Below are 22,779 nucleotides of genomic sequence, written 5' to 3'. Positions count from 1 at the left end.
CATACGAGTTCAGTGAGGCATCGCAGAAAGGGGCACGTATGGGAAAGCTGCTGTATCAGGGACACGGAAGCCTGAGGCTCACCTCGGATTCGGGAGCCGTCTGCTATATCGACCCCTATGCCGGAGAGGGCTACGACAAGCCGGCAGACCTCATCCTCGTGACGCATCAGCACTACGACCACAACGCGCTCGATCTTCCCGCCAGAAAGCCAGGATGCGTCGTCTGGCAGAACATGGATGCCCACCCCGACCCTGATACCTATGTTGCGAAGACCTTCGGCCCCTTCACGGTCGAAGCCACCATCGCCGAGAATGCGAACCATCCGAAGGATGAGTGTGTCGGCTTCCTCGTGAAGGTCGATGGCAAGACGCTCTGGTTCTCGGGCGACACCTCCTACACAGACCAGATGAAGGATGAGCTCTCGAAGATGCGCATCGACTATGCCTTCCTTCCTGGCGATGGCATCTTCAACATGAACATCGACGAGGCAGCACGCTGCGCCAATATCCTGAAGGCCCGACATGTGACGCCGATCCATCTGAATCCTGGCAAGCTCTACTCAGAAGAGCTTGCTTTGCGCTTTGCGAAGCTCGTCTCGAGCGCCCTGCTCCTGAAGCCTGGCGAGGAGATAGAGCTCTGACAGGAAACTGCAGCGCGAGTGTCTGGAAGGGCAGGAGCGGACGTGCCGCTCCTGCCCTTCCTGCATGCCGGATGCATATTTCGCCAATTATCTGCACTTGTGTGACAAAGAGGTGACCAAAGGCCCTATAGTCAACTCTTCGGACGTCGAGTCCCTGAAAGGAGAAAATGGCAATGACACCCTTCATTGCTTCCCATATCGCAGCATCCATTCCTGAGAATCCCACACCAGAGGAAAGGACGCATGCCGGAAACACTGCCTCGCTCATAGGCATCGTCCTCAACATCCTGCTTGCTCTCGGCAAGGGCACGGTCGGCTTCATCGCAGGCTCTGTCTCCATCGTCGCCGACTCCGTGAACAACCTCTCCGATGCGGCAAGCAGCATCGTGTCCTTGATCGGCTTCAAGCTTGCAAGCAGGCCGGCAGATGAAGGCCACCCCTATGGCCATGGCCGCTTCGAGTACCTTGCGGGCCTTGTCGTCGCTGTCATGGTCTGCGCCGTCGGCCTCGAGCTCATCAATTCCTCGGTGAGGAAGATCCTGGACCCCGAGCCAGTCGAGTTCGGCTGGGCCATCGTCGTCGTGCTTCTGGGATCGATTGCCGTGAAGCTCTGGATGGCACACTTCAACAAGCTCGTCGGCAGGAAGATCGACTCCGAGACCCTGCAGGCAACCTCTGTCGACGCCAGAAACGATGTGATAACGACATCTGCCGTCCTTGCAACCTCTCTCATCTCCTACCTCTGGGGTGTGGACCTGGATGGCATATGCGGCTGCGCTGTCGGCGTCTTCATCCTTGTCTCCGGCGCCCAGCTTGTGAAAGATACGATCAGCCCGCTTCTGGGCCAGGCTCCTTCGGCCGAGTATGTCCAGCACATCCACGACACGATCATGAGCTATCCGGGGGTCCTGGGAACGCATGACCTGATGGTCCACGACTACGGCCCGGGCAGGCAGTTTGCCAGCGCCCATGTCGAGATGCCAGCAGAAGAGTCTGTCATGAAGAGCCACGACACGCTCGACAACATCGAGCAGGACTTCAAGGACAAGGAGGGCCTCATCATCTCCCTCCACCTCGACCCGATCGTGACCGACGACCCTGAGGTCAAGGACCTGAGGAACTGGATTGCCGAGCACGTGAAAACGATCGATCCTGCCATCACGGTCCACGACCTGAGATGCGTCCCCGGCCCTACCCACACGAACGTGATCTTCGACGTCGTGAAGCCGTTCTCGCTCGAGATGTCTGACGAAGAGCTCAAGCGCGAGATCTCCGCTATCGTCAAGTCCCACAAGAAGGATGCGGTGCCGAAGATCACCGTCGACCACAGCTACGTATCGGCCCGCCAATAGAAACCAGCAGAAGGAGTCCATCCATGGGAAGCTCGTCCTACAAGGCAAAGCAGATGATCGTGATGCGCCGCGACCTCAAGATGCGCAAGGGAAAGATCGCTGCACAGGCAGGGCATGCCTGCGTCGAGGCCACGCTCATGGCGCTGGCACGCGAAGGCAGGCTCGATGAGGTGCGCGTGCTAAAAGATGAGGACGGCGCCCCCTCCTGGGTGGCGCTCGACCATCCGGAGAGCGACCATACACCGCTTTCCGACTGGTTCGACGCCGGTGTCGCAAAGGTCTGCGTCTATGTGGACTCAGAAGAAGAGCTCCTGGACCTTGCTGCCAAGGGACGCGAACTTGGCTTCATCGTCGCCCTCATCAGGGATGCCGGCTTCACGGAGTTCCACGGCGAGCCGACCTATACCTGCCTTGCCTTCGAGCCGCTCTCAGCCGAAGAGATCGATCCGCTCACAGGGAAGCTTCCGCTCTACTAGAAGCAATTCATCCAGACAGACGAAGGGGACGCAGCTCCAAGTGAACTGCGTCCCCTTCTGCAGCTATCGAAGGTTCTGGATCAGAAGTCTGCGTTGCCCACAGTACGCGGGTGCGGAAGCACGTCGCGGATGTTGTCGACACCCGTGAGATACATCACGAGACGCTCGAAGCCGAGACCGAAGCCGGCGTGGCGGCACCCGCCATACTTCCTGAGGTCGAGGTAGTAGCGGTACTGGCTCTCGTCCATGCCGAGCTCCTCGATGCGCGCACGGAGCAGGTCGTAGCGCTCCTCGCGCTGGGAGCCGCCGATGATCTCGCCGATGCCCGGCACGAGGCAGTCGACCGCAGCGACGGTCTTGCCATCGTCGTTTGCGCGCATGTAGAAGGCCTTGATCTCCTTCGGGTAGTCTGTGACGAAGGTCGGGCGCTTGAAGTGCTGCTCCGTGAGGTAGCGCTCGTGCTCGGTCTGGAGGTCGATGCCCCAGCTTACGGGGTACTCGAACTTGTGGCCCTCCTTCACGGCATCCTCGAGGATCTTGATTGCGTCGGTGTAGCTCACGCGGGCAAAGTCGGAGCTGGCAACATGCTCGAGACGGTCTTTGAGGCCCTTGTCGACGAAGCGGTTGAACATGTCGAGCTCATCCGGGCACTGGTCCATGACCGTACGGATCACGAACTTGAGCATGGCCTCGGCGCACTCCATGTCGCCCTCGAGGTCGCAGAATGCCATCTCCGGCTCGACCATCCAGAACTCGGCAGCATGCCTTCTCGTATTCGAGTTCTCGGCACGGAACGTCGGTCCGAACGTGTAGACATCGCCGAAGCTCATTGCGAAGTTCTCTGCCTGGAGCTGGCCGGAGACCGTGAGGTTCGTCGGCTTGCCGAAGAAGTCCTTCGACCAGTCGACCGTGCCATCAGGGTTCTTCGGAACATTCGCGAGGTCGAGCGTCGTGACACGGAACATCTCGCCGGCACCCTCTGCATCGGATGCCGTGATGATCGGCGTGTTCACATAGACGAAGCCGCGCTCCTGGAAGAACGTGTGGATGGCATAGGCTGCGACAGAGCGGACGCGGAAGACGGCACGGAAGAGGTTCGTGCGGGAACGGAGGTGCTGCTGCGTGCGCAGGAACTCGCGCGTCGCACGCTTCTTCTGCATCGGGTAGTCAGGAGCAGACGTGCCTTCGACCGTGATCTCGGTAGCCTGGAGCTCGAAGGGCTGTGGACGGTCTGGCGTGAGCGCGAGCGTGCCGGTGACGATAAGCGCTGCTCCCACATTCTGGGACACGATGTTCTGATAGACATCCTCGCCGAGTGCGTCCTTGTTGAGGACGACCTGCAGGTCCTTGAAGCAGCTGCCGTCGTTCAGGACGACGAAGCCGAAGTTCTTCATGTCGCGGATGGAACGGACCCAGCCTGCGCAGGTGACAGAGCTGCCACCGAATGTGTCCGGCTCCTTGTAGAGCTGGGCGATCTTCGTACGGTTCAACGGAAATCCTCCTCAGGGCTCCGGGACGTTATCCCGAAGACACATAGAAGTGCATTCATACCCTGCAAAGCCTATCGCAAATTGAACCATCCTGCACGCTGAGACGTCAGCTGCACAGAGCCTGCCGCACAAAAGACAGGCTGCCTGAGGGAATCTATGCTGTTCTGAGAAGGGAGCCTGTCTACTTCTGGCAGGCTGCCACGAAGGCGTCAGAGAGCGCCATCTCTTCCGGATAGGTGCAGAAGAGCGACTCGGGATGCCACTGCACGCCCCAGACGAAACGCTTTTCCGGCATCCAAGCTGCCTCGATAATGCCATCAGGCGAGGTGCCAGCAACCTCGAAGGCAGGGGCAAGCTCCTTGATGGCCTGATGGTGGCAGGAGTTGACCTCGATCTCCGTCTTTCCCATCGCAGCCTGGATCGGCGTCCCCTCCACGAGCTTCACGCTGTGGACAAGCTTCTCCGGCGTCTCGAACTGGGCATGGTTGAAATCGGTCGCACCCTGGACTTTCACATCCTGCCAGAGCATGCCGCCAAAGGCGACATTGAGCACCTGGATGCCACGGCAGATAGCGAAGATCGGCATGTCGCGTTCGACAGCCTGGCGCACAAGCTCGAACTCGGAGTCATCGCGGTCCTTATGCGGCTCATTCGTGCACTCGAGGCGCTCTTCGCCGTAGCGGGCAGGATCGATATCGTAGCCGCCGGTAAGGAGCAGTCCCTGGCACCCGTCAAGGAGTTCTGACACCTCAGCAGGATCCGATGGATAGTCGCACATGACAGGAAGCGCACCGGCGCGCCGCACCATCTTCGCGTACTTCATGTTGATGAGCTGATGGCCCTTGTCGGGACCCTGGAAGAGCGACGGTGTGATGCAGACGATCGGTTTCAATGTGCATGCCTCCTTGCATTGGACGGACCTATCCTAGCAAACAGGACTTGTCTCCACAGAAGCGTCAGAGCAGCTGAAACATGCTCATAATGGGCATGGAAATCATCTCATTTTGATGGCACAGCTCCTGCTGGCAAGCCGGCTCGACACCCCTCCGCTTCAGGCGTTCGCGGAACTCTGCGAAGACCTCTTCGGAGGCCGGACCCTTCCTGCAAGATAGTCCTCATAGCCACGGCATATATGTGCATGGAACTCCTCTGCGCCCATCCTGCTGTAGTCGATATCTCGCGGTGCGGGAGGCAGCTGCACCTTCATTCTCTGGCCTTCACTTTCGTCCTTTCCATGTTCCATGGCAGCCGCCTTCCGGATGCCGAAGTTCCCATAGCTCCATTCTGCTGCAGCGCAGCGATGCATTCTTCAGACCTGAAGCAGAGTGCAGACAGAACAGGCACCATCTGCTTGTCCGGATGCACCCATCAGAAGACCGCTTACGTGCTAAGGTAGCAGGAGTTTTCCTACATAAGGAGGCAGCTATGGACGGCGCCACGCGCATCGAGCACGATTCCATGGGAGAGGTCGAGGTTCCCGCCTGGGCCCTCTGGGGAGCGCAGACCGAGCGCTCCTACGAGAACTTCAGAATCGGGACGGAGACGATGCCCAAGGGCATCATCCGTGCCTTCGCCCTCCTCAAGAAAGCGGCAGCCCAGGCAAATGCCGAGCTCGGCTGCCTCACAGAAGAGCAGGCCACGCTCATCGGCCAGGCAGCAGATGAAGTCCTGGCCGGCCAGCGCGACGACATGTTCCCGCTCAAGGTCTGGCAGACAGGCTCTGGCACCCAGAGCAACATGAACATGAACGAGGTGCTTGCAAACCGTGGCAACCAGATTGCCGGCATGAAGGTGCTCCACCCGAACGATTCCGTGAACCGCTCGCAGTCCTCGAACGACACCTTCCCGACAGCACTCCATATCGCTGCGGTCCTGGCACTCGAAGAGGAGCTCCTGCCAGAGGCCAGAAACCTCGTCGAGACCTTGAAGCGCCTCGAGAAGGAGAACGAAGGCATCGTGAAGAGCGGACGTACGCATCTCCAGGATGCCGTGCCTATCGCCTTCAGCCAGGAGATCTCGGGCTGGCGCGGCCTGGTCGAGGCAGGCATCGAGGACATCGAGGCCTCGCTTCCAGGACTTCTTAAGCTCGCGCTCGGCGGCACCGCCGTGGGTACCGGACTCAATGCCCCAGAAGGCTTCGACAAGCTTGTTGCCTCGAAGGTGGCAGCGCTGACCGGTCAGCCCTTCGTGACCGACCCGAACAAGTTCCATGCACTCACCGGCAAGGATGCCATCGTCTTCAGCCACGGCGCCGTGAAGGCTCTGGCTGCGAACCTCATGAAGATCGCAAACGACGTGCGCTGGCTTGCCTCGGGCCCCAGGCTTGGCTTGGGCGAGATCACGATTCCTGCGAACGAGCCCGGCAGCTCCATCATGCCTGGCAAGGTGAACCCGACCCAGTGCGAGGCAGTCACGATGGTCGCCGTCCAGGTCATGGGCAACGATGCCGCTATCGGCTTTGCGGCCTCCCAGGGCAATTTCGAGCTCAATGTCTTCATGCCCGTCATCGCCTACAACTACCTCCAGTCGGTGAGGCTCCTGGCCGATGCAATCCATTCGTTCGATATCCACTGCGTCTCAGGCATAGCTGCAAACAGGGACAAGATGCAGAGCAATTTGCATAATTCCCTGATGCTCGTGACGTGCCTGAACCCTTATATTGGATATGAGCGGGCTGCGAAAGTGGCCCACAAGGCGTATGCAGAAGGGACTTCGCTGAAGGATGCCTGCCTTGCGCTTGGCTATCTCACGGCGGAGGAATTCGACAAGGTCATGAGACCTGAGGAGATGGTTTAGCACCATGGACGAAACCAGCAGGAAGAGCCTGGAGCTCCACGAGAAGCTCCATGGCAAGATCGAGGTCGTTGCCCGCGCCAAGGCTGAGACCAACGAGGATCTGGCGCTGCTCTATACGCCGGGTGTCGCTGAGCCCTGCCGCCAGATCCAGGCAGACTACCAGAAGTCGTGGGAGCTCACGCGCCGCGGCAACCTCGTCGCCGTCATCACCGACGGCACGGCAGTGCTGGGCTTGGGTGACATCGGACCTGCCGCCGGCATGCCGGTCATGGAGGGCAAGTGCCTCCTCTTCAAGGAGTTCGGCGATGTCGATGCCATTCCTCTGTGCGTCGATACCCACGATGTGGACAAGTTCGTCGAGACCGTCTATCTGATCTCCAAGTCCTTCGGCGGCATCAACCTCGAAGACATTGCCGCACCGCGCTGCTTCGAGATCGAGAAGCGCTTGAAGGAGATGTGCGACATCCCCGTCTTCCATGATGACCAGCACGGCACCGCCATCGTCACGGCCGCCGGCCTCATCAACGCCCTCAAGGTCACGGGCAAGCAGAAGGGCAGCCTCAAGATCGTCATGTCCGGTGCAGGCGCAGCAGGCATCGCTATCGCCACGCTCCTCATCCACATGGGCTTCGGCGACGTTATCCTGACCGATCGCCATGGCGCCATCTATGAAGGCAGGGACAACCTGAACCCCGTCAAGGAAGAGATTGCCAAGATCTCGAACAAGAATCATGAAGAGGGCACGCTCGCTGATGTCATCAAGGGTGCCGACATCTTCGTCGGCGTCTCGAAGCCGGGCCTTCTCACGAAGGACATGGTCGCTTCCATGAACAATGGCATCGTGTTTGCCTGCGCGAACCCGACGCCTGAGATCATGCCAGACGAGGCGCTCGCAGCTGGCGCCAAGGTCGTCGCAACCGGCCGCTCCGACTTCCCGAACCAGATCAACAACGTCCTCGTCTTCCCGGGCATCTTCAAGGGCGCCCTCAAGGCCCGCGCCTCCCAGATCACGGAGGACATGGAGGTCGCCGCTGCCGAGGCTATCGCTGGACTTGTGCCGGAGGACAAGCTCGCTCCCGACTACATCATCCCGTCTGCGCTCGACAAGAGCGTCGCAGATGTCGTCGCAAAGGCTGTCGCCGACCGCGCATAGGCAAGAAGCTCCAGACATGCTGAGGGGAGCCCGGACACGCAAGTCCGGGCTCCCCTCTTTTCTGTCTGTCCTGCCTTCTAGTACGCGACTTCGCAGGGGATGCCAAGCTTCTCGACCTTGGCAGCGATAGCATCAAGCACCTCGGGCGCCGCCTTCTGAAGGCCTGGAAGCGCCGTCTCGCGGGCGATCGTGTAGATCATGGCCTCCTCCGGCTTGATGCGGGCAAGCGCGTCGAGCCACGGATCTACGAGTTCGGGCACCGTGTCGTCGATGTGCACGCCGTCCACATCGCCTGTGAGGAAGATCGTCTGGACGATGGCATGGCCTTTGAAGGAAGCGATTGCATCGATCACAGCCTCCACGTCGTAAGGGATGTGCGGCCTGTCGACGAGGCGGATGAACTCGGGGTCGACCGAGTCGAGCTTCAAGATATTCATGTCCACCTGCTCGAGCGCCTCATGCACCTTCGGCACTGCAGCAAACGTCGCATTCGAGAGGACGGCAATCTTTGCCTTCGGGCAGAAGCGGTCGCGAAGCGCACGCGCACGCTCCACCATCTCCGGGAACTCGGGGTTCTCCGTCGGCTCGCCGTTTCCGGCAAGCGTGATTGCGTCGGGCACGGTACCGTCACAGGCAAGCTCGGCGAGGCGCTCCTCCAAGGCGCGCGCAATCTCTTCTGCCTTCGGGAAGGGCGTTGCCGTATGCCTCAGCTCGTTCGTGCCAAGCTCGCAGTAGATGCAGTCGAACGTGCAGTGCTTGCCGTCGAGCGGATTCATGTTCACGCCGAGCGAAAGGCCAAGCCTGCGGCTATGCACCGGCCCATAGACATGCGTGCGGTTCAGGAATGTGCTCATATATGCCGCTCCCCTCAAGAGGATAGATCTGGTACAGCTCCAGTCTAGTCCGTTCAGGAGCTAAGGCTAATCCTTCGGGAAGACCCCGAGGCCGCGCGACACGATCGTGATGAAGTCCTGGACGTTCGCGACGATCGTCGTGGCAGAAAGGGAGCCTCTGTCCTGCAGCTTGTTCAAGACGAACTCGGCCGCATCGACCGCGTAGAGATAGACGGGGCGCACGGTGCCATCAGGCAGCACACGGAAGCTCGGCGTGATATTGCCCGTTGCAATCGTATGGAGCATCGTCGCGAGGCAGATGACCGTCGTGGACTGGCGGATGAGGTTCCTCATCTGCGTCTGGCCCTCATAGGCATCTGCAATGACCTCAGGAAGCGGGCCGTCATCGCGGATCGAGCTTGTGAGCACGAACGGGACATTGTTCTTCACAAGGCCATACATGATGCCGTTATCGACATGCTGGTCCTCGATGAACTGCGGAATGGAGCCGGACCTCCTGACGCGGTTGATCACATCGAGGTGGTTGTGGTGTCCTGAGGGCTGGCACTTCTGCGTATAGATGTCCTGGCCAAGCGCCGTATGGAGGGTCGCTGCCTCGAGGTCATGGGTCGCAAGCGCGTTTCCTGCAAGCACGCCGTTCACATACCCCGCGTCGATCATGGCCTGCATGGCACGGCGGGCATCGTAGTCGAAGGCAAAGGCCGGACCCATGACCCAGAGCACGAAGCCGTGGTCATGCTCATAGCGCAGAAGGTCGACCAGCTTGTCGTAGTCGCGGGCATACGACGTCTCGCGGCTTCTTCCCTGGCGGAACACGAACTCGCCGGCGCCCTCATCGTCTTCTCCGGACGAGAAGCCCTTCGTATGCACGAGGATGCCTTCAGAGCCATCCTCGGTGCGTCCGATCACGATCTTCTGCCCTGCCTTGAGGTTCCTGTTTTCGACGACGTCGAGCGAGCCATCCGGGCAGACGACGACCGAAGAGTCCATCCTGCTCTCCTGGGCAAGCACCCATTTGCCGCCGAGCTTGAAGTACTCGGGATACATCGAGGTGCTGTGGAAGCCTTCAGGAGCGACACCGTCCTTGATGACACGGGCAGTTGTGGCATCGGGTGCCTGGCGGAGCTTCGGATCTGTGAAATCGGGCTCATGGTAGGCAGGCAGGACGAAGGACATGGCTGGCTCCTTTGAAGAGTTGGGATGGTAGCTTGGGCTCCCTGCCATTATTGGATATGCAAGGGATGCGCCATTGACAGGAAACCGCCAAACGAATGCACGGTCAAGCATCTCTCAGGCTTGTAACATTTCCATGCGCAAGCTGTAACCAAAGCCGCATGCCCGCAATATTCTCCCCATTTTCCGACATCCAGGCAGCATGAAGCTGAATGGAGGCTGCCTGCCAGATGCCGGACAGGCAAGCTGCGCCCCCTGCACCCCAGAAGGCAAGGTCTCTCCGATCTGCCCTATGCCCCATTTCCCTCAGACAGAAATATTGGATAACAGCTGCCAAATTCTCCAGGCAGTTCCATGCCCGCCATCTGCGTTTCAGCCATGAGAATTAATGGCTGTCCTTTTTGTCGAGAACGTCCATAGCTCTATGCAAGGCCCAGACAAGCTTCTAGAATATTCCGAGTTCATTCTCAGGATTTTGGCAGGCACGACGGAGCATAGGTGCAAGGAAGACGACACACCACACCGACACCGCGCCAGAGCTCGAGAAACACAGCACAACGCAGCACGAACCGCAGCTATAACCGAACAGACACAAGCTCTCGCGCATATGCCCCGAAACCGTACATCGCTTCGGGGCGGCCTTCGTATGCCGCAGAACCGCATGCCCGCACATCGCGTCCCTCTGCCCAGAGGCCCTCCGCTGCGTCCCAGAGATACCAGGCAAGCGCCCGGACCTCGTCAGCTAGAGGCTCCTACACGCCCCGCCCTTACGGAAGCACCCGCGCGACGTCTGCACGCAGCACCTCTTCTGCCAGGAGCACTGCTCCGCGGAGCTCCAGCAGCCGCTATGCCGCAACGTCGAGGAGCGCATCCGGCTTCCAGCAGGCACGTCCGGCACCGCGTCCGCGCGGCACCCGTCCCGATGACAGGCATATGAGGCGCCCAGCACAGAGGCGCCGTCACATCTTCCCGTTTGCCTTCTTCATCGCCCTCATCGTTATCGGCGTCGCAATCGTCGTGGTCTTCACCGACCCGAGCTTCAAGGCAGCAGAGATTGTCGAGAATGCCGTGAGCGATGTCACGAACACGGATGCAGATGACACCTCCGACACCCAGACGGCAGCAGGCGATGGCTCCTATCCGATTAATGGCACCGTGAGCCTGGCGGTCGACAAGTCGCGCTTCCTCTACAGCAATCCGTATGACTGGTCGAATCTCACGACCGATGCCAACGGCAACTTCATCTACGTCGGGACAGCATCTGACGGCTCCGACGTCACGCTCTCGCGCGAAGGCATCGATGTCTCCGAGCACAACGGCACAATCGACTGGGCGAAGGTCAGGGCAGATGGCATCGACTATGCAATCATCCGCATCGGTGCCCACGGCACAGCGAACGATGCAATCGTCGTCGACGACTCGTTCTCGAGGAATCTTGCCGGTGCCAAGGAGGCAGGACTCGGCGTCGGTGCCTACTTCTACTCCCAGGCAACGACAGAAGACGAGGCCGTGACCGAGGCGAAGTTCGTGCTCGAGCAGCTGAATGGCGCCCAGCTCTCCTACCCCGTCATCTTCGACTTCGAGCCGGTCGCGGGAGACCGTGCCTTTGGCCTGACGACCCAGGAGCGCACGAGCATCGCTGCTGCCTTCTGCAGCACGATCGAGGATGCCGGCTACAAGGCTGCCATCTACTGCAGCTCCTCCGACCTCACGAACATGTACAACCTCGACAGACTGTCCCAGTACGGATTCTGGATGGCGCAGTACTCCGCCACGCCGACGACAAGCGTCGCCTTCACGATGTGGCAGTACACGAACACCGGCACCGTCAATGGCATCCAGGGCAGCGTGGATCTGAACATCGACCTCACGCCGGCACTCCAGGCGGCAGAAGGAGAGTTGGACCTCTGATGGCAGAGACGATAGACATCTATAACGCAGACGGCACGAAGACCGGCGAGACGGCTCCTCGTGGCACCTTCCTGGCTCCGGGCCGCTACATGCTCTATGTCCTTGCCCTCATAGAAGACCCTTCGAGCCGCATCCTCATCACCCAGCGCGCGCTTGACAAGAAGTGGGCTGCCGGCTGGTGGGAAGTCACGGGCGGCGGCGTGCGCTCAGGCGAGACCTCGCTTGAAGCCGTGACCCGCGAAGTGAAGGAAGAGGTCGGGCTCGATGTGCCCCAGGACGCCACGCCCATCTGGCGCTATAGGAACGACGATGCCGAGCGCGGAGACTCCTATATCGTCGACATCTACCATCTGCACCTCGACTTCACGCTCGCAGATGTGAAGCTCCAGGAGCGCGAAGCCACAGCGGTCCGCCTTGCCACAAGAGACGAGATCAGGGCACTCGCCGATGAGGGGATCTTCCTGCACTACAGGCGCCTGAGCCAGGCACTTGCTGCAGAGAAGGAAGCCTAGTCCTCCTTCTCAGGGTACCTGTTGATATGGATATGGGGCCTGTCCTCGTAGCCGTGATAGTCCCCGAAATAGACGAAATAGTCTGCCACCTCATCCGCAAGCGACTGGTCATGCGTCGCGACGATGAGGGTCTTGCCTGCTGACTTGAGACTCTTGAGGAACCCGAGCAGCCATTCGCGCGACTTCTGGTCAAGTCCGCTCATCGGCTCATCGAAGCAGTAGGCATCCGGGTTCATCGAGAGCACGGAGGCGATAGCGACCTTCTTCTGCTCTCCTCCCGAAAGCGTCCAGGGAGCGCGCTCCTTGAGGTCCTCGATCTTGAGGAGATGCATCACATCGTTCACGCGCCGCTCCACCTCGGAGCTGGAAAGCCCCATCTGCCGGGGTCCGAAGGCTATCTCCTCCTCGACACTTGCACAGAAGAGCTGGGAGTCCGAGTCCTGAAAGATGAAGCCGACCCTCTGGTGGAGCCGCTTCGAGAAGAGCGGATCTTTCATGCTCTTGCTATCCACGACCTCGCCGTCGAAGCGATAGGTGCCTTCTGCCGGGAAGATGAGGCCGCACATGGCTTTGAGAAGAGTCGATTTGCCGGAGCCGTTGTCCCCCATCAGCACGACCGAATCCCCCGCATCGATCGTGAGGTCGATATGCGAGAGCACCGGTCTGTTCTCATAGGCAAAGCAGAAGTCATCGAAGACCATGAGGGGATGGCCAGGATGCAGATCATGGGGATGGTGGAGCGCTTGCGGATGCTTCGAGGTATGGGTCATTGAGATCCTTTCTGGTTCTGAGCCATCTTACCTCAGACACAGATCGGTCAGAGCGGCCAATATCTCCCTTGGATATCTGGATATCGGCATTTCCTGGAAGCCTGCCCGCCCGCACGTATGCTACGCTTCATGCACTTTATGCACATTCGCCCTTCTGAAAGCCATGCCATGGTCTTTGCTTCAAAGAATCGCTCATCCGTATTTCCAGAGATTCTCGCCGTCGCCTGGCCTGTCATGCTCTCCTATGTCGCTGTCGGCCTTGCCTGCGGCGTGCTCGCCGACCAGGCAGGCATGAACGGACTCGAGTGCTTCCTGCTCTCCGCTACCTATCTCTCGGGATCGGGGCAGTTCATGATATCGAACCTCTGGCTCCAGGGAACGCCTATCGCCTCGCTTGCCATCTCCGTCTGTGCCGTCTCCTCGCGCTTTGCCCTCTATTCGGCATCGCTCGCCCCTGCCTTGGCCCGCTTCTCGAAGCGCGAGTCTCTTGCCATTGCCTCGACCTATACCGAAGAGGCTTACGGCATCACCCTGGGCAAGCTCTCAGAGGGCAACTCCTGGTCTTTCCGCCATGCCTTCACACTCGATATCATCCTGCTTCTGACCTGGTCAGTATCTGTCGCTGCCGGCGCTGTCATAGGAAGCGCCGCCAATATACCTACGGCGGTCGCATCGTTTGCAATGACAGGCCTCTTCATCTATCTGCTGTCAGGACAGCTGAAGGACAGGACCTCCATCGTCGTGGCTCTGGCAGCAGCGCTTTCTGTCTTCCTTGCAAAGTCCGCAGGGGCAGCAGGCGCCGCCGTGCCCATAGCGGCACTCGTCGGCGTTGCCGCAGGACTCATCGCAGCAGCTGTAAGGAGGGACCAGGCATGAGCACGACCGACTTTTTGATCATCTGGCTTGTCTGCTCTGCCTTCATCTTCTGCTGCCGCATGCTTCCCGTAGCGCTCCTCCAGGGCAGGAGCCTTCCTCCCCGCGTCGAGGAGGCGCTGAGCTATATTCCGACCGCGGTCTTTGCAGCCCTTGTGGCAAACGACCTGCTCTCGCCCACGATGTTTGCCTCAGGTGTCTGGCCTGGCCTCATGCCGCTGCTGGCATCTGCTGTCGTCTGCCTTATCGCTGCCAAGACGAAGTCCATGCTCTGGTGCTGCGTCGGCGGCATCGCTGCCTATATCGTGCTGTCGCTTCTCTGAGCTGCAAGAAGGGCTGCGACGATGTCCTTCGTCTTCTGGTAGGTGCCTGGCATCTTCGACTCGCGGGGTCCTGCGACATTGAGCGTCAAGCCCAGCATATCGAGGCCACGGAGCCAGCCCAGCGCGGCCGCTGCATCGTCCTCGATGTTGTCGCCTTCAAGCACGAGCACAGGACGCCCGAAGCGCTCTGCGAAGATCTTTGTCATCTCCGTGCCGCTCAGGGGCTCGATCCCTCCCGGCGAGACGATCAAGGTCGCATGGGCGTCGCGCACATTCCAGGCCGTACGCTCCACATAGCCGGGAGCATGGCCTTCCTGGAGCTCGGGGTAGAGCTTCATGAGACCTGGTGCCTCGGGGAAGTCCTCTGCCAAGCCACCCGGCGGGCACCACCCGCAGATGGGGACGCCAGCCTCGCGTGCGGCATCAAGGCCTCCTCGGTCGGCTCCAGTCTGGCCTCCCGAACGCACCTGAGAGATGAGCGGCATTTCCGCCATGACCCGGGAAGCCTCTGCCTGCTGGGCGCCGCGGTAGTCCTTGCCGGTCGGATCTGCGGCAATCGCGCACTCCCACTCGGCACGCGTGATGCGGCTCACCTCGAGGCCATGCGCCTTGCCCATAAGGTCGAGCGAGCGGTCCTGGTGGTGATGGAACGTGAGATGCGCCTTCTTCTGCACAGCAGCGCTTGCCGGGTTCTCGCTGTAGCTGGCAGCCCAGAGGGCAGAGAGGCCCAGATCCAGGAAGGCATGGCGCTCAAGAGCCTGGACGGCCTCCGTCATGTAGCCGGCATTCCAGTAGGGCTTTGCAATCCAGTAGCCGAGCTCTGCCTCATCTGCCGCAATCGGGACATCCTTGTCCTCCTTCCTGAGGCTGATGGCACCGACGGGCGCATCCGGCGTCCTGGAGGCACGCAGGCATATCGCATAGCACTCCGGCTTCATAAGGACAGACTCGAGCGCTGCCGCAGAATCCGCGGGCGTTCTGTGGGGTGGCCAGCCGCAGGGGATGCCGATGGCAGGGTCGGAGGCAGCAGCAAAGAGCGCATCGGCATCGTCCTTCCTCCAGGGACGAAGCGTCAGGCGTTCGGTCACGATCGGTTCAGGCCACATCATGTCTCTCATGGCTCCTCAAGCATCAAGGCAGCAGAGCTGCCGGAAGTGTCACAATCTCAGCCTACCCGAAATGCAGGGAAATCATGACAGAGAGCGATGCAGCGCCTGGGCGCTCCCCTCTTCCCACGTCTCACATGCTCGCAAGCAGCACGGAGACAAGGAAGGCAAGCTGTGCTGCGCTGTTCGTCCCCTGCTCCTTCCAGTTGCTTGCGCTCTCGAGCTGGTCTGATGTGCGGGCAAAATGGACCATGAGGCAGATGAGGGCTGCCCAGACAAGCGTGAAGGGAAGGCTTGGGAGCTCGAGCATGCGCAGTATCAGCGCACCTGCTGCATCGCGCTGCACGATGAGGCCGATTGCCATAAGCAGGAAGCCAAGAGGCATCACATAGCGCATCTGGTGGGATAGAAGAAGGATATTCCTGTGGCCCAAGGCCATCACGAGCTTCCAAGCGACCTTCAAGGCTCCTGCTGCGAAGGCAATAGAGGCGCCGAGGACGAAGAGCGGGCTCTGTATGGCACGGCCCATGGAGATGGTGGCCAGGCAGAAGAGCACGACCGGCACGGCATCCTCAAGCGCAAGCGTCACCGTGAAGCCCTCGGGCATCTCTGCGTCCGGCAACACCTTTCCCTGTTTCTGCTCCATAACCCTTCCGCCTTCCTGAAACACGCATCTGCGGGTACGGAACAAGCATATACTTGATAGCTCGTTAAGGCATGCAACCAATTCAAATCAGGAGGCTCCATGAGCATCTGGACACTCTTCTTGATCGGCCTCGTCGTGAGCTCGATTGGCTTCCACAAGTTCGTCTGGTTCATCTCGCTTGGCTACGGCTTCTCCATGGCAGCGATCGGTGTGGCGCTGACCGTCTTTGCAGCGGCCACCCCTGCCACCTCGCCTGTCCTCTTCCTGATGGCAGGGCTCATGGTGTTCTATGGGATGAGGCTTGGCCTCTATCTCCTCATCCGAGAGCGCAGGAGCAAAGCCTATAACCATGTGATGAAGACGCAGGTGAATGACGGCTCTGGGCTCTCGCTTCCCATCCGTATCCTCATCTGGGCAGTCTGTGCGCTCCTCTATGCTGCCGAGGCCTCCCCTATCTTCTTCCGCATCGCGAATGGGGCAGCTGCCGACGTCTCGACCTATATCGGTGCTGTCTTGATGCTCTCAGGCATCGTCCTCGAGTCTGCTGCCGACCTCCAGAAGAGCGCCCAGAAGAAGGCCGACCCCAGGCGCTTCTGTGACAAGGGGCTCTACTCCTTCGTGCGCTGCCCGAACTATCTCGGCGAGGTCCTGACCTGGACAGGTGTCCTCATCTCCGGCCTCACGGCACTCGAAGGGCCATTCCAGTGGATCTTTGCCCTTGCAGGCTATCTCGGTATCGTCTACGTGATGTTCGGCGGCGCCCGCAGGCTCGAGCTCAGGCAGAACAGGAACTATGGGAAAGACCCCGAGTATCAGGCCTACGTGAAGAAGACGCCGATTCTTATCCCCTTCATCCCGCTCTACAGCGTGGCAGATGTCACGTGGCTCAAGGGCTAGCTGCGCATCCCCGATATGCACCAAGAATGAGACAGGTCCCGGCTGCATCTTCCTGCAGCCGGGACCTGTGCTCTCGTGCTTCCTGTTCGGACAGCTGGCAGCTATGCCCGAGCCTTCGGAGCATCTGCCTTCTTGTCCGTGCGTGACGGATGGAGGAAAAGCGCGAGCGCTGCAATGCAGACGGCATTCGCCGCCAGGCTGATCGGGTAGACAAGCATGATCGTGCGGAAGGTCGGATCTGCCGGGAAGATGAAGGCAATCCAGAAGAAGCGGATGCCGCAGATAACGACAGAAGTGATGATGGCAGGAACGACGGAGATGCCGAAACCACGGAGGTAGCCGCTCGTCACCTCATAGAGCATCGAGAATACGTAGGACGAGATGATGATCGAGATGCGCGTATAGCCGAGCTCTATGACCTCAGGATCGCTGTTGAAGAGGGCGATCATCTGATGGCCGAAGATGAGGACAAGGACGATGACCGCGATGTCTGCGATGAAGCCTTCGGCGAGCGAGACCTTGAAGACGGAGCGGCAGCGCGCAAGCTGGCGGGCGCCATTGTTCTGGCCGACGAACGTCGTGCAGGCCTGGCTGAAGGAGTTCAGGAGGTTGTAGACGACCGACTCAATCGAGATGCCGGCGCTCGATGCCGCCATGACGGTGGTGCCGAGACTGTTGATGGCAGACTGGATCACGATGTTCGCAAGCGAGAAGACGGCACTCTGGATGCCTGCAGGAAGGCCGATGCGCACGATCTGGGCAGCCGAGCGGCCGTCCCAGTGGAGCTTCGAAGGCTCCACCCTGATGGGCGAGTCGATTTTCAAGAGCCGCACAAGCAGGATGAGTGCACTCGCAAGATAGCAGAGATCGGTTGCAAGCGCAGATCCCACAACAAACCAGCCGAAGACGCCAATGAAGAGGTAGCCGAAGGCCACATTGAGAAGGGCTGCGATAGCAAGGGCCTGGAGCGGCAGACGGGTGATGCCCACCGAGCGGAAGATGGCCGCTTCGAGATTGTAGAGCAGGATGGCAGGAAGCGCGAGGAAATAGACACGCAGGAACAGCACTGCCTCACCAAGTGTCTCTTCAGGCACAAGCAGGAGCCTGAGCAGAGGCTCTGCGGCAAGTTCTCCGACGATGGCCATAGCAACGCCCACAAGGGTCATGAGCATGGAGGTATGCACGGCCTTCGTGACCGCATCCTGGTCGCGCCTGCCGATAGCAGTGGCAATCGTCACATTGGAGCCAAGGGCAATGCCGACAAAGAGGCCAATCAGAAGGCCAGAGATCGGCGTGTTCGAGCCGACGGCAGCCATGCCGAGGGTTCCGAGATCTCCCGAAAGCCTTCCTACCATCATCGTGTCAATCAGGTTCGAGAGCTGCTCCAGGATGCCTGTGGCTGCAACCGGAAGGGCAAAACGCAGGACCGATGTCCAGAGATTGCCATGAAGGATATCAATCGGCTTTGCCGTTCCCCGAGAAGCTGCCATAGGATCCTTTCACTCAACATGCATGCCCCGCCCCTTCTCCATCCTGTGCAGAGCACAGCCAGGGCTGGGTGGCGCTATGGAAATGGAATGAGTCCATTATTGTCCTCGTGCAGGAGAACATATGGCAGAGGACTGCTCTCCATAAAGAGAGCGAGCGGCAGATGAACTTCCCGGACCGATGCCAAACGGCAGCGACGGCTGCCGTTTACCGAACATAGGTACTCTTCAAGCAGATGAAACGGCTTTCCCTTGCCGTCAGATTCGCATAGGCAATATCATTTCATTGACAAGAACATTTGTTCTTGTTCGTACCTAGACAATCATGCAGCAGCATACGGGACAGACGGGGGCCGCTCCAATCGAAAGAAAGGAAAGGCCATAGTGAACATCGAAACCGTCATAAGTCTCGTAGGAATCCTTATCGCAGCTACGGACCTCGGAATCTGGTTGGGCTACCATATCGGACGAAGAGGAAAATAGCCGCCCCCGCTTAAGCGGAAACGGCCACTCTCCAAACTCTAAAAAAGTGCAAGGAGCGGCTTTAGGCCCGCTGGCACGGGTGCCGTCCGTCCCCTACTCTACTGCATGTCCGATGATTCTGGCAACGCTCCGTCTCAAAACCAGCTTGGCCAGCTTCATCCATGCGATGCCGAGGAATATCCTGCAGATAGGTCAAACCCGCCAGTTGAGCATCACAGAGAGGCCACAGGGCCTGCTGCATAGAATCCCACCTCAGGCTCAGGCCTCGTGCCATGAATCCGCAGGCAATACGTCAGCGTATTGTGTATCACACACCCGCCTCATTCTGCTGCGGGCACGGGCCGCATCGCCCAGCGCCACCTCAAACAGCCAGAAATCCCCTGTTTCGCGTGCAGCATCAAGATATGCAGCTCCGTCATCCTCAGTCACGAGATGCTGCATCATAGGGCGAAGCCTCTCTTGCTGGCTGTTCCGCTTCGCTTTGCATCGTGCAGGCATCTCCCTATCTCGCAGATCCTTACTTCTGCAGCAATCCCCAAGCAACGCGCCCAGCATCTCTGCTTAGCGCATGCAGCCAGCAAGGCCGGGAACAACGGCCACGGAGCGGGGTCCTATGCAGGGCACATCAATCATCTCTGGCCAGCTCCAATCTGAGTGCCTGTATTCTGGTCTCCATCTCCTTGATGACAGAGACATAGGTCTCGTCCGACTTCCCGGTCGGGTCTTCGAGCCCCCAATTCTCGTCGAATGGCCTGCCAATGAAGGGGCACCCTACATTGCATCCCATGGATATCGCGATATCCGGCGCAGGCATCTCCGCTATGGCCTTGGGATGCTGGGTCTTTTCCATATCGATGCCATAAAGCTCTTTCATGATGCGTACCGCATCAGGATCGATATGGAACTTCGTCTCTGTTCCTGCCGAGTAGCTCTCGAAGACATCAGAGGCAAGGAGCCTGCCCAGTGCCTCTGCAATCTGGCTTCGGCATGCGTTGTGCACGCAGATGAATGCTACCTTCGGCTTTCCCATGGCACGAACCAGCTTCCTGTCCAGATTTCCGTCTCGGTGACTCGTGAAGCCCTTGCAACGCAGATCTCTATGATACCGAGCATCTGCATGCCATGGGACAGCTCTCCCGAACGGACGCCTGCGCCAAGTTAGCCGTATTTTACTTGATGAGCAATCAGCCCTCCTGCCATCTGCTAGCTTATTAGCAACAGTTAACTCATCGTCAGGAGGCCTCTCATGCATGAAGCTGGACATGCATTTCTCGCACGTCTCGGCAAGACGAAGCTCCGTCCCGACGGCATCGACGCCACGAACTGGCTTGTCGAGAAGGCTGGCATCGGTCCCGATACGAAGATTCTGGAAGTGGCCTGCAACATGGGCACGACCATGATCATGCTTGCAAAGAAGTATGGGTGCAGCGTCACCGGACTCGATCTCGACGAGAAGGCGCTCACAAAGGCCAGGGAGAATATCGAGAAGAATGGCCTTGCAGACAGGCTCCAGGTCCTTCAGGCCAGCGCCTTCGAGCTCCCCTTCGAGGATGCCTCCTTCGACATTGTTATCAATGAGGCCATGCTCACGATGCTCACAGGCGACAGCAAGGACAGGGCTCTTGCCGAGTATGCGCGGGTACTCAAGCCCGGCGGCGTCCTTCTGACCAAAAGCGCGGCGCAAGCCCCTTCCTTCAGGCATGGGGTCAAGCCGCGCATCGCCGTCAGGCGATAGCTATCTGCAAGCGGTATAATGCTTGCATGAAATGCAAGAGCAACGACAGCGTCGTCTGCAGCTGCAAGCACCACGCGGTCTTCTGCCCGAAGTGCCGCAGGCCGGTGCTGGTGGACGGCGTGGACGAGCGCCTCAAGGAGATAGCGCTGGAGGTGGCGGACGAGATGGGCTTCGACATCATCGAGATGGAGGCCATGCCCGGCCACGTCCACATGCTCTTGGAGGCAGGCCCCCAGCTGGGGATCCACAGGGCCGTCAAGCGCATCAAGGGCAGGACCAGCCACGACCTGAGGGCTGGGTTCCCCTGGCTCAGGGCCCGCATCCCTGCGCTTAGGGCCAGCAGCCATTCCGTCTCCAGCGTGGAAGGGGCACCCTTGGCAGTCGCCAGGCAATGCATCGAGAACCAGAAGAGCGTGTAGCCATGGAAAGGGCCTACGAGATCCGCATCTACCCCAACGCCGCCCAGCGCGAGCTTGTCGAGCGCACCTTCGGCTGCGCCAGGTGGGTCTACAACAGGTGCCTCGAGACCAGGAAGGCCGAATACGAGAGGACCGGGAGATCGCCGTCGGTCCACCAGCTCCAGAAGCTCGTCACGGCCTGGAAAAGGACGGATGCACCCTGGCTTGCCGAGGTGGACTCCCACGCGCTCCAGCAGGCGGCCGTGAACCTGGGGAGGGCCTTCGATGGGTTCTTCCGCCGCTGCAGGGCGGGCGGGAAGCCCGGATATCCGCGCTTCAAGTCGAAGCGGGACACGAGGCAGTCCTACCGCACCAACTGGGGAATCTCGGTGCCGGATGCCCGGCACGTGAGGCTTCCGAAGCTCGGCCTGGTGAGGGCACGAGTGAGCCGCCCCGTCGAGGGGCGCGTCCTCAACGCGACCGTGAAGCGCGTGCCGAGCGGCAAGTACTTCTGCGTGCTCACGTGCACGGACTGTCCGAAGCCCGATATTCCCGAAGGGCGCATCGAGGTCCTGGGCGTGGACGTGGGCATCCGCTGCCTCATGGCCCGCTCGGACGGGAATGCGATCGCAAATCCCAGGAGCCTTGCCAGATCGGAGAGGAAGCTGGCGCAGGCGCAGAGGAGGCTCTCGAGGAAGAAGAAGGGCTCCAGAAGACGCGCCAGGCAGCGCGCAAGGGTCGCCCGCGTACACGAAAAGATAGCCAGCCAGAGAAAAGACGCCCTGCACAAGGCCACGACCGAGGCGGTGCGCGAGAGCCAAGCCATCGCCGTCGAGGACCTGAACGTCAGGGGGATGGAGAAGAACCGCCGCCTGGCCAAGTCCGTCGCGGATGCCTCCATGTCCGAGATGGCCCGCCAGCTGGAGTACAAGTGCTCCTGGTACGGGCGAAGGTTCGTGAAGGTCAGCAGGTTCTACCCGTCGAGCAAGACCTGCTCTGCCTGCGGACAGGTCAATCAGGCGGTCGTGCTGGGCGTGGAGGCATGGACCTGCCCCGCATGCGGGTGCCGCCACGACCGCGATCTCAATGCGGCCTTGAACATCGCGCGGGAAGGAGCGCGGCTTCTAAATGAAGCAGACGGTACCGCAGGGCTTGCGGGAACCGGGGACGCGAAAGCGTCCCGAACGCTCGTGGAGCAGGCGTAAGACCAGCTTCCGCCGCAAGGCGGAGGAAGGCTATCTGCGTCGAAGCGAGAATCCCCCAGCTTCAGCCGTGGGGAGTGTCAACCAGGATGTCTGCTTCCGCTGCGACGATACAGCAGAGCAGAAGGAGCTCAGGGCAGGACTCAGCCGTGCCATCAACGTGAATGTGGAGCCCCTCACCAGCGATGGCCGGAAGAGCAGGATCGAGTCGCACGGCTTCGCGACAGAGCAGAAGGTGGGAGCCATGACGGTGATGGATCCGAAAGGCATGATCCACGACGCAGGCGTGGAAGGCGCCTTGAAGATCATGTTCAATGCGATGAAGCAGGAGAACCATGAGATGTTCTCGAACATGTTCCGCTTCTTCAACTCCCACAAGGACGAGCTCGGCTATGTCGCGAACTTCAGCACAAAGCCGCTTGCAGGAGCTGCCGCAGCATAGTCTTCGGAAAGCCGCTGCGTACGAATAGGAGCTCTCTGCCACACACTCTGGCAGAGAGC

23 protein-coding genes are annotated in these 22,779 nt (G+C 59.9%); 14 read left to right on the top strand and 9 right to left on the bottom strand.

Annotation, left to right across the window (positions count from 1 at the left end):
* The first annotated feature begins 38 nt into the window (after positions 1-38).
* The 3 genes from ABVS03_RS01460 (at position 39) to pth2 (ending at position 2,469) form a co-directional block, all read left to right on the top strand.
* Positions 39-641 (top strand): MBL fold metallo-hydrolase, encoded by a 603-nt coding sequence (locus tag ABVS03_RS01460; RefSeq protein WP_368017733.1) that lies wholly within the window; start codon positions 39-41, stop codon positions 639-641.
* Between the two features lie 167 nt (positions 642-808).
* Complete coding sequence (locus ABVS03_RS01455; protein ID WP_368017732.1) at positions 809-1,993, top strand: cation diffusion facilitator family transporter; 1,185 nt, start codon at positions 809-811, stop codon at positions 1,991-1,993.
* A 23-nt stretch (positions 1,994-2,016) separates the two neighbouring features.
* Positions 2,017-2,469 (top strand): aminoacyl-tRNA hydrolase, encoded by a 453-nt coding sequence (gene pth2 / locus ABVS03_RS01450; protein WP_368017731.1) that lies wholly within the window; start codon positions 2,017-2,019, stop codon positions 2,467-2,469.
* 80 nt (positions 2,470-2,549) lie between these two features.
* On the opposite strand, the gene asnS is transcribed toward pth2, so the two are convergent.
* Together asnS and ABVS03_RS01440 are read right to left on the bottom strand one after the other, a co-directional pair.
* Positions 2,550-3,959 (bottom strand): asparagine--tRNA ligase, encoded by a 1,410-nt coding sequence (asnS, locus tag ABVS03_RS01445; RefSeq protein ID WP_368017730.1) that lies wholly within the window; start codon positions 3,957-3,959, stop codon positions 2,550-2,552.
* 181 nt (positions 3,960-4,140) lie between these two features.
* Positions 4,141-4,851: a gamma-glutamyl-gamma-aminobutyrate hydrolase family protein gene (locus ABVS03_RS01440; protein WP_368017729.1), complete on the bottom strand. Its 711-nt coding sequence runs from the start codon at positions 4,849-4,851 to the stop codon at positions 4,141-4,143.
* A gap of 533 nt (positions 4,852-5,384) precedes the next feature.
* On the opposite strand from ABVS03_RS01440, the gene fumC reads away from it, so the two are divergent.
* Positions 5,385-6,755 carry a class II fumarate hydratase gene (gene fumC / locus ABVS03_RS01435; protein ID WP_368017728.1) on the top strand — a complete coding sequence of 457 codons (1,371 nt, stop codon included), beginning with the start codon at positions 5,385-5,387 and terminating at the stop codon, positions 6,753-6,755.
* 4 nt (positions 6,756-6,759) lie between these two features.
* A complete protein-coding gene (locus ABVS03_RS01430; protein WP_330971280.1) occupies positions 6,760-7,908 on the top strand; it encodes an NADP-dependent malic enzyme in 1,149 nt (382 codons plus the stop codon).
* Between the two features lie 77 nt (positions 7,909-7,985).
* Here ABVS03_RS01430 and ABVS03_RS01425 read toward each other — a convergent pair whose 3' ends face one another.
* Together ABVS03_RS01425 and ABVS03_RS01420 are read right to left on the bottom strand one after the other, a co-directional pair.
* Complete coding sequence (locus ABVS03_RS01425; RefSeq protein WP_368017727.1) at positions 7,986-8,762, bottom strand: radical SAM protein; 777 nt, start codon at positions 8,760-8,762, stop codon at positions 7,986-7,988.
* Between the two features lie 66 nt (positions 8,763-8,828).
* Positions 8,829-9,938: a hypothetical protein gene (locus tag ABVS03_RS01420; protein ID WP_368017726.1), complete on the bottom strand. Its 1,110-nt coding sequence runs from the start codon at positions 9,936-9,938 to the stop codon at positions 8,829-8,831.
* Positions 9,939-10,868: 930 nt separating this feature from the next.
* Here ABVS03_RS01420 and ABVS03_RS01415 point away from each other — a divergent pair.
* Complete coding sequence (locus ABVS03_RS01415) at positions 10,869-11,846, top strand: glycoside hydrolase family 25 protein (RefSeq protein ID WP_368017725.1); 978 nt, start codon at positions 10,869-10,871, stop codon at positions 11,844-11,846.
* Positions 11,846-12,358 (top strand): NUDIX domain-containing protein, encoded by a 513-nt coding sequence (locus tag ABVS03_RS01410; RefSeq protein ID WP_368017724.1) that lies wholly within the window; start codon positions 11,846-11,848, stop codon positions 12,356-12,358. Before ABVS03_RS01415 ends, ABVS03_RS01410 begins: the two co-directional genes overlap by 1 nt.
* On the opposite strand, the gene ABVS03_RS01405 is transcribed toward ABVS03_RS01410, so the two are convergent.
* Complete coding sequence (locus ABVS03_RS01405; RefSeq protein WP_368017723.1) at positions 12,355-13,128, bottom strand: energy-coupling factor ABC transporter ATP-binding protein; 774 nt, start codon at positions 13,126-13,128, stop codon at positions 12,355-12,357. The genes ABVS03_RS01410 and ABVS03_RS01405 overlap by 4 nt on opposite strands.
* A 168-nt stretch (positions 13,129-13,296) precedes the next feature.
* On the opposite strand from ABVS03_RS01405, the gene ABVS03_RS01400 reads away from it, so the two are divergent.
* Positions 13,297-14,004, top strand: a complete 708-nt coding sequence (locus tag ABVS03_RS01400) for an AzlC family ABC transporter permease (RefSeq protein ID WP_368017722.1) — start codon at positions 13,297-13,299, stop codon at positions 14,002-14,004.
* Positions 14,001-14,324, top strand: a complete 324-nt coding sequence (locus ABVS03_RS01395; RefSeq protein ID WP_368017721.1) for an AzlD domain-containing protein — start codon at positions 14,001-14,003, stop codon at positions 14,322-14,324. The genes ABVS03_RS01400 and ABVS03_RS01395 overlap by 4 nt, the downstream gene beginning before the upstream one ends.
* Here the strand turns inward: ABVS03_RS01395 and ABVS03_RS01390 are convergent.
* Positions 14,300-15,433, bottom strand: coding sequence for a GNAT family N-acetyltransferase (locus ABVS03_RS01390; protein ID WP_368017720.1), 1,134 nt, complete (start codon positions 15,431-15,433; stop codon positions 14,300-14,302). The genes ABVS03_RS01395 and ABVS03_RS01390 overlap by 25 nt on opposite strands.
* A 130-nt stretch (positions 15,434-15,563) precedes the next feature.
* Positions 15,564-16,076: a hypothetical protein gene (locus ABVS03_RS01385; RefSeq protein WP_368017719.1), complete on the bottom strand. Its 513-nt coding sequence runs from the start codon at positions 16,074-16,076 to the stop codon at positions 15,564-15,566.
* A 99-nt stretch (positions 16,077-16,175) separates the two neighbouring features.
* Between ABVS03_RS01385 and ABVS03_RS01380 the strand changes: the two genes are divergently transcribed.
* Complete coding sequence (locus ABVS03_RS01380) at positions 16,176-16,973, top strand: DUF1295 domain-containing protein (protein WP_368017718.1); 798 nt, start codon at positions 16,176-16,178, stop codon at positions 16,971-16,973.
* Positions 16,974-17,074: 101 nt separating this feature from the next.
* On the opposite strand, the gene ABVS03_RS01375 is transcribed toward ABVS03_RS01380, so the two are convergent.
* Both ABVS03_RS01375 and ABVS03_RS01370 read right to left on the bottom strand, forming a co-directional pair.
* Complete coding sequence (locus ABVS03_RS01375; protein ID WP_368017717.1) at positions 17,075-18,463, bottom strand: MATE family efflux transporter; 1,389 nt, start codon at positions 18,461-18,463, stop codon at positions 17,075-17,077.
* 1,105 nt (positions 18,464-19,568) lie between these two features.
* A complete protein-coding gene (locus tag ABVS03_RS01370; RefSeq protein ID WP_368017716.1) occupies positions 19,569-19,973 on the bottom strand; it encodes an arsenate reductase ArsC in 405 nt (134 codons plus the stop codon).
* 216 nt (positions 19,974-20,189) lie between these two features.
* Here ABVS03_RS01370 and ABVS03_RS01365 point away from each other — a divergent pair, with 216 nt between their 5' ends.
* The 4 genes from ABVS03_RS01365 (at position 20,190) to ABVS03_RS01350 (ending at position 22,720) form a co-directional block, all read left to right on the top strand.
* On the top strand, positions 20,190-20,678 hold the full coding sequence (locus ABVS03_RS01365) for a class I SAM-dependent methyltransferase (protein ID WP_368017715.1): 489 nt from the start codon (positions 20,190-20,192) through the stop codon (positions 20,676-20,678).
* 26 nt (positions 20,679-20,704) lie between these two features.
* Positions 20,705-21,097: an IS200/IS605 family transposase gene (gene tnpA / locus ABVS03_RS01360; protein ID WP_368017714.1), complete on the top strand. Its 393-nt coding sequence runs from the start codon at positions 20,705-20,707 to the stop codon at positions 21,095-21,097.
* Between the two features lie 2 nt (positions 21,098-21,099).
* The gene (locus tag ABVS03_RS01355; RefSeq protein ID WP_368017713.1) at positions 21,100-22,281 is read left to right on the top strand and encodes an RNA-guided endonuclease TnpB family protein; all 1,182 of its coding nucleotides are present in this window, start codon (positions 21,100-21,102) and stop codon (positions 22,279-22,281) included.
* 67 nt (positions 22,282-22,348) lie between these two features.
* Positions 22,349-22,720 (top strand): hypothetical protein, encoded by a 372-nt coding sequence (locus tag ABVS03_RS01350; protein ID WP_368017712.1) that lies wholly within the window; start codon positions 22,349-22,351, stop codon positions 22,718-22,720.
* Positions 22,721-22,779: the final 59 nt, after the last annotated feature.

The organism is Olsenella sp. AGMB03486, assembly GCF_040884255.1.
GTDB lineage: Bacteria > Actinomycetota > Coriobacteriia > Coriobacteriales > Atopobiaceae > Olsenella_L > Olsenella_L kribbiana.
The sequence above is the reverse complement of the archived record's forward strand: the minus strand, read 5'-3'. Positions and strand labels throughout refer to the sequence as shown.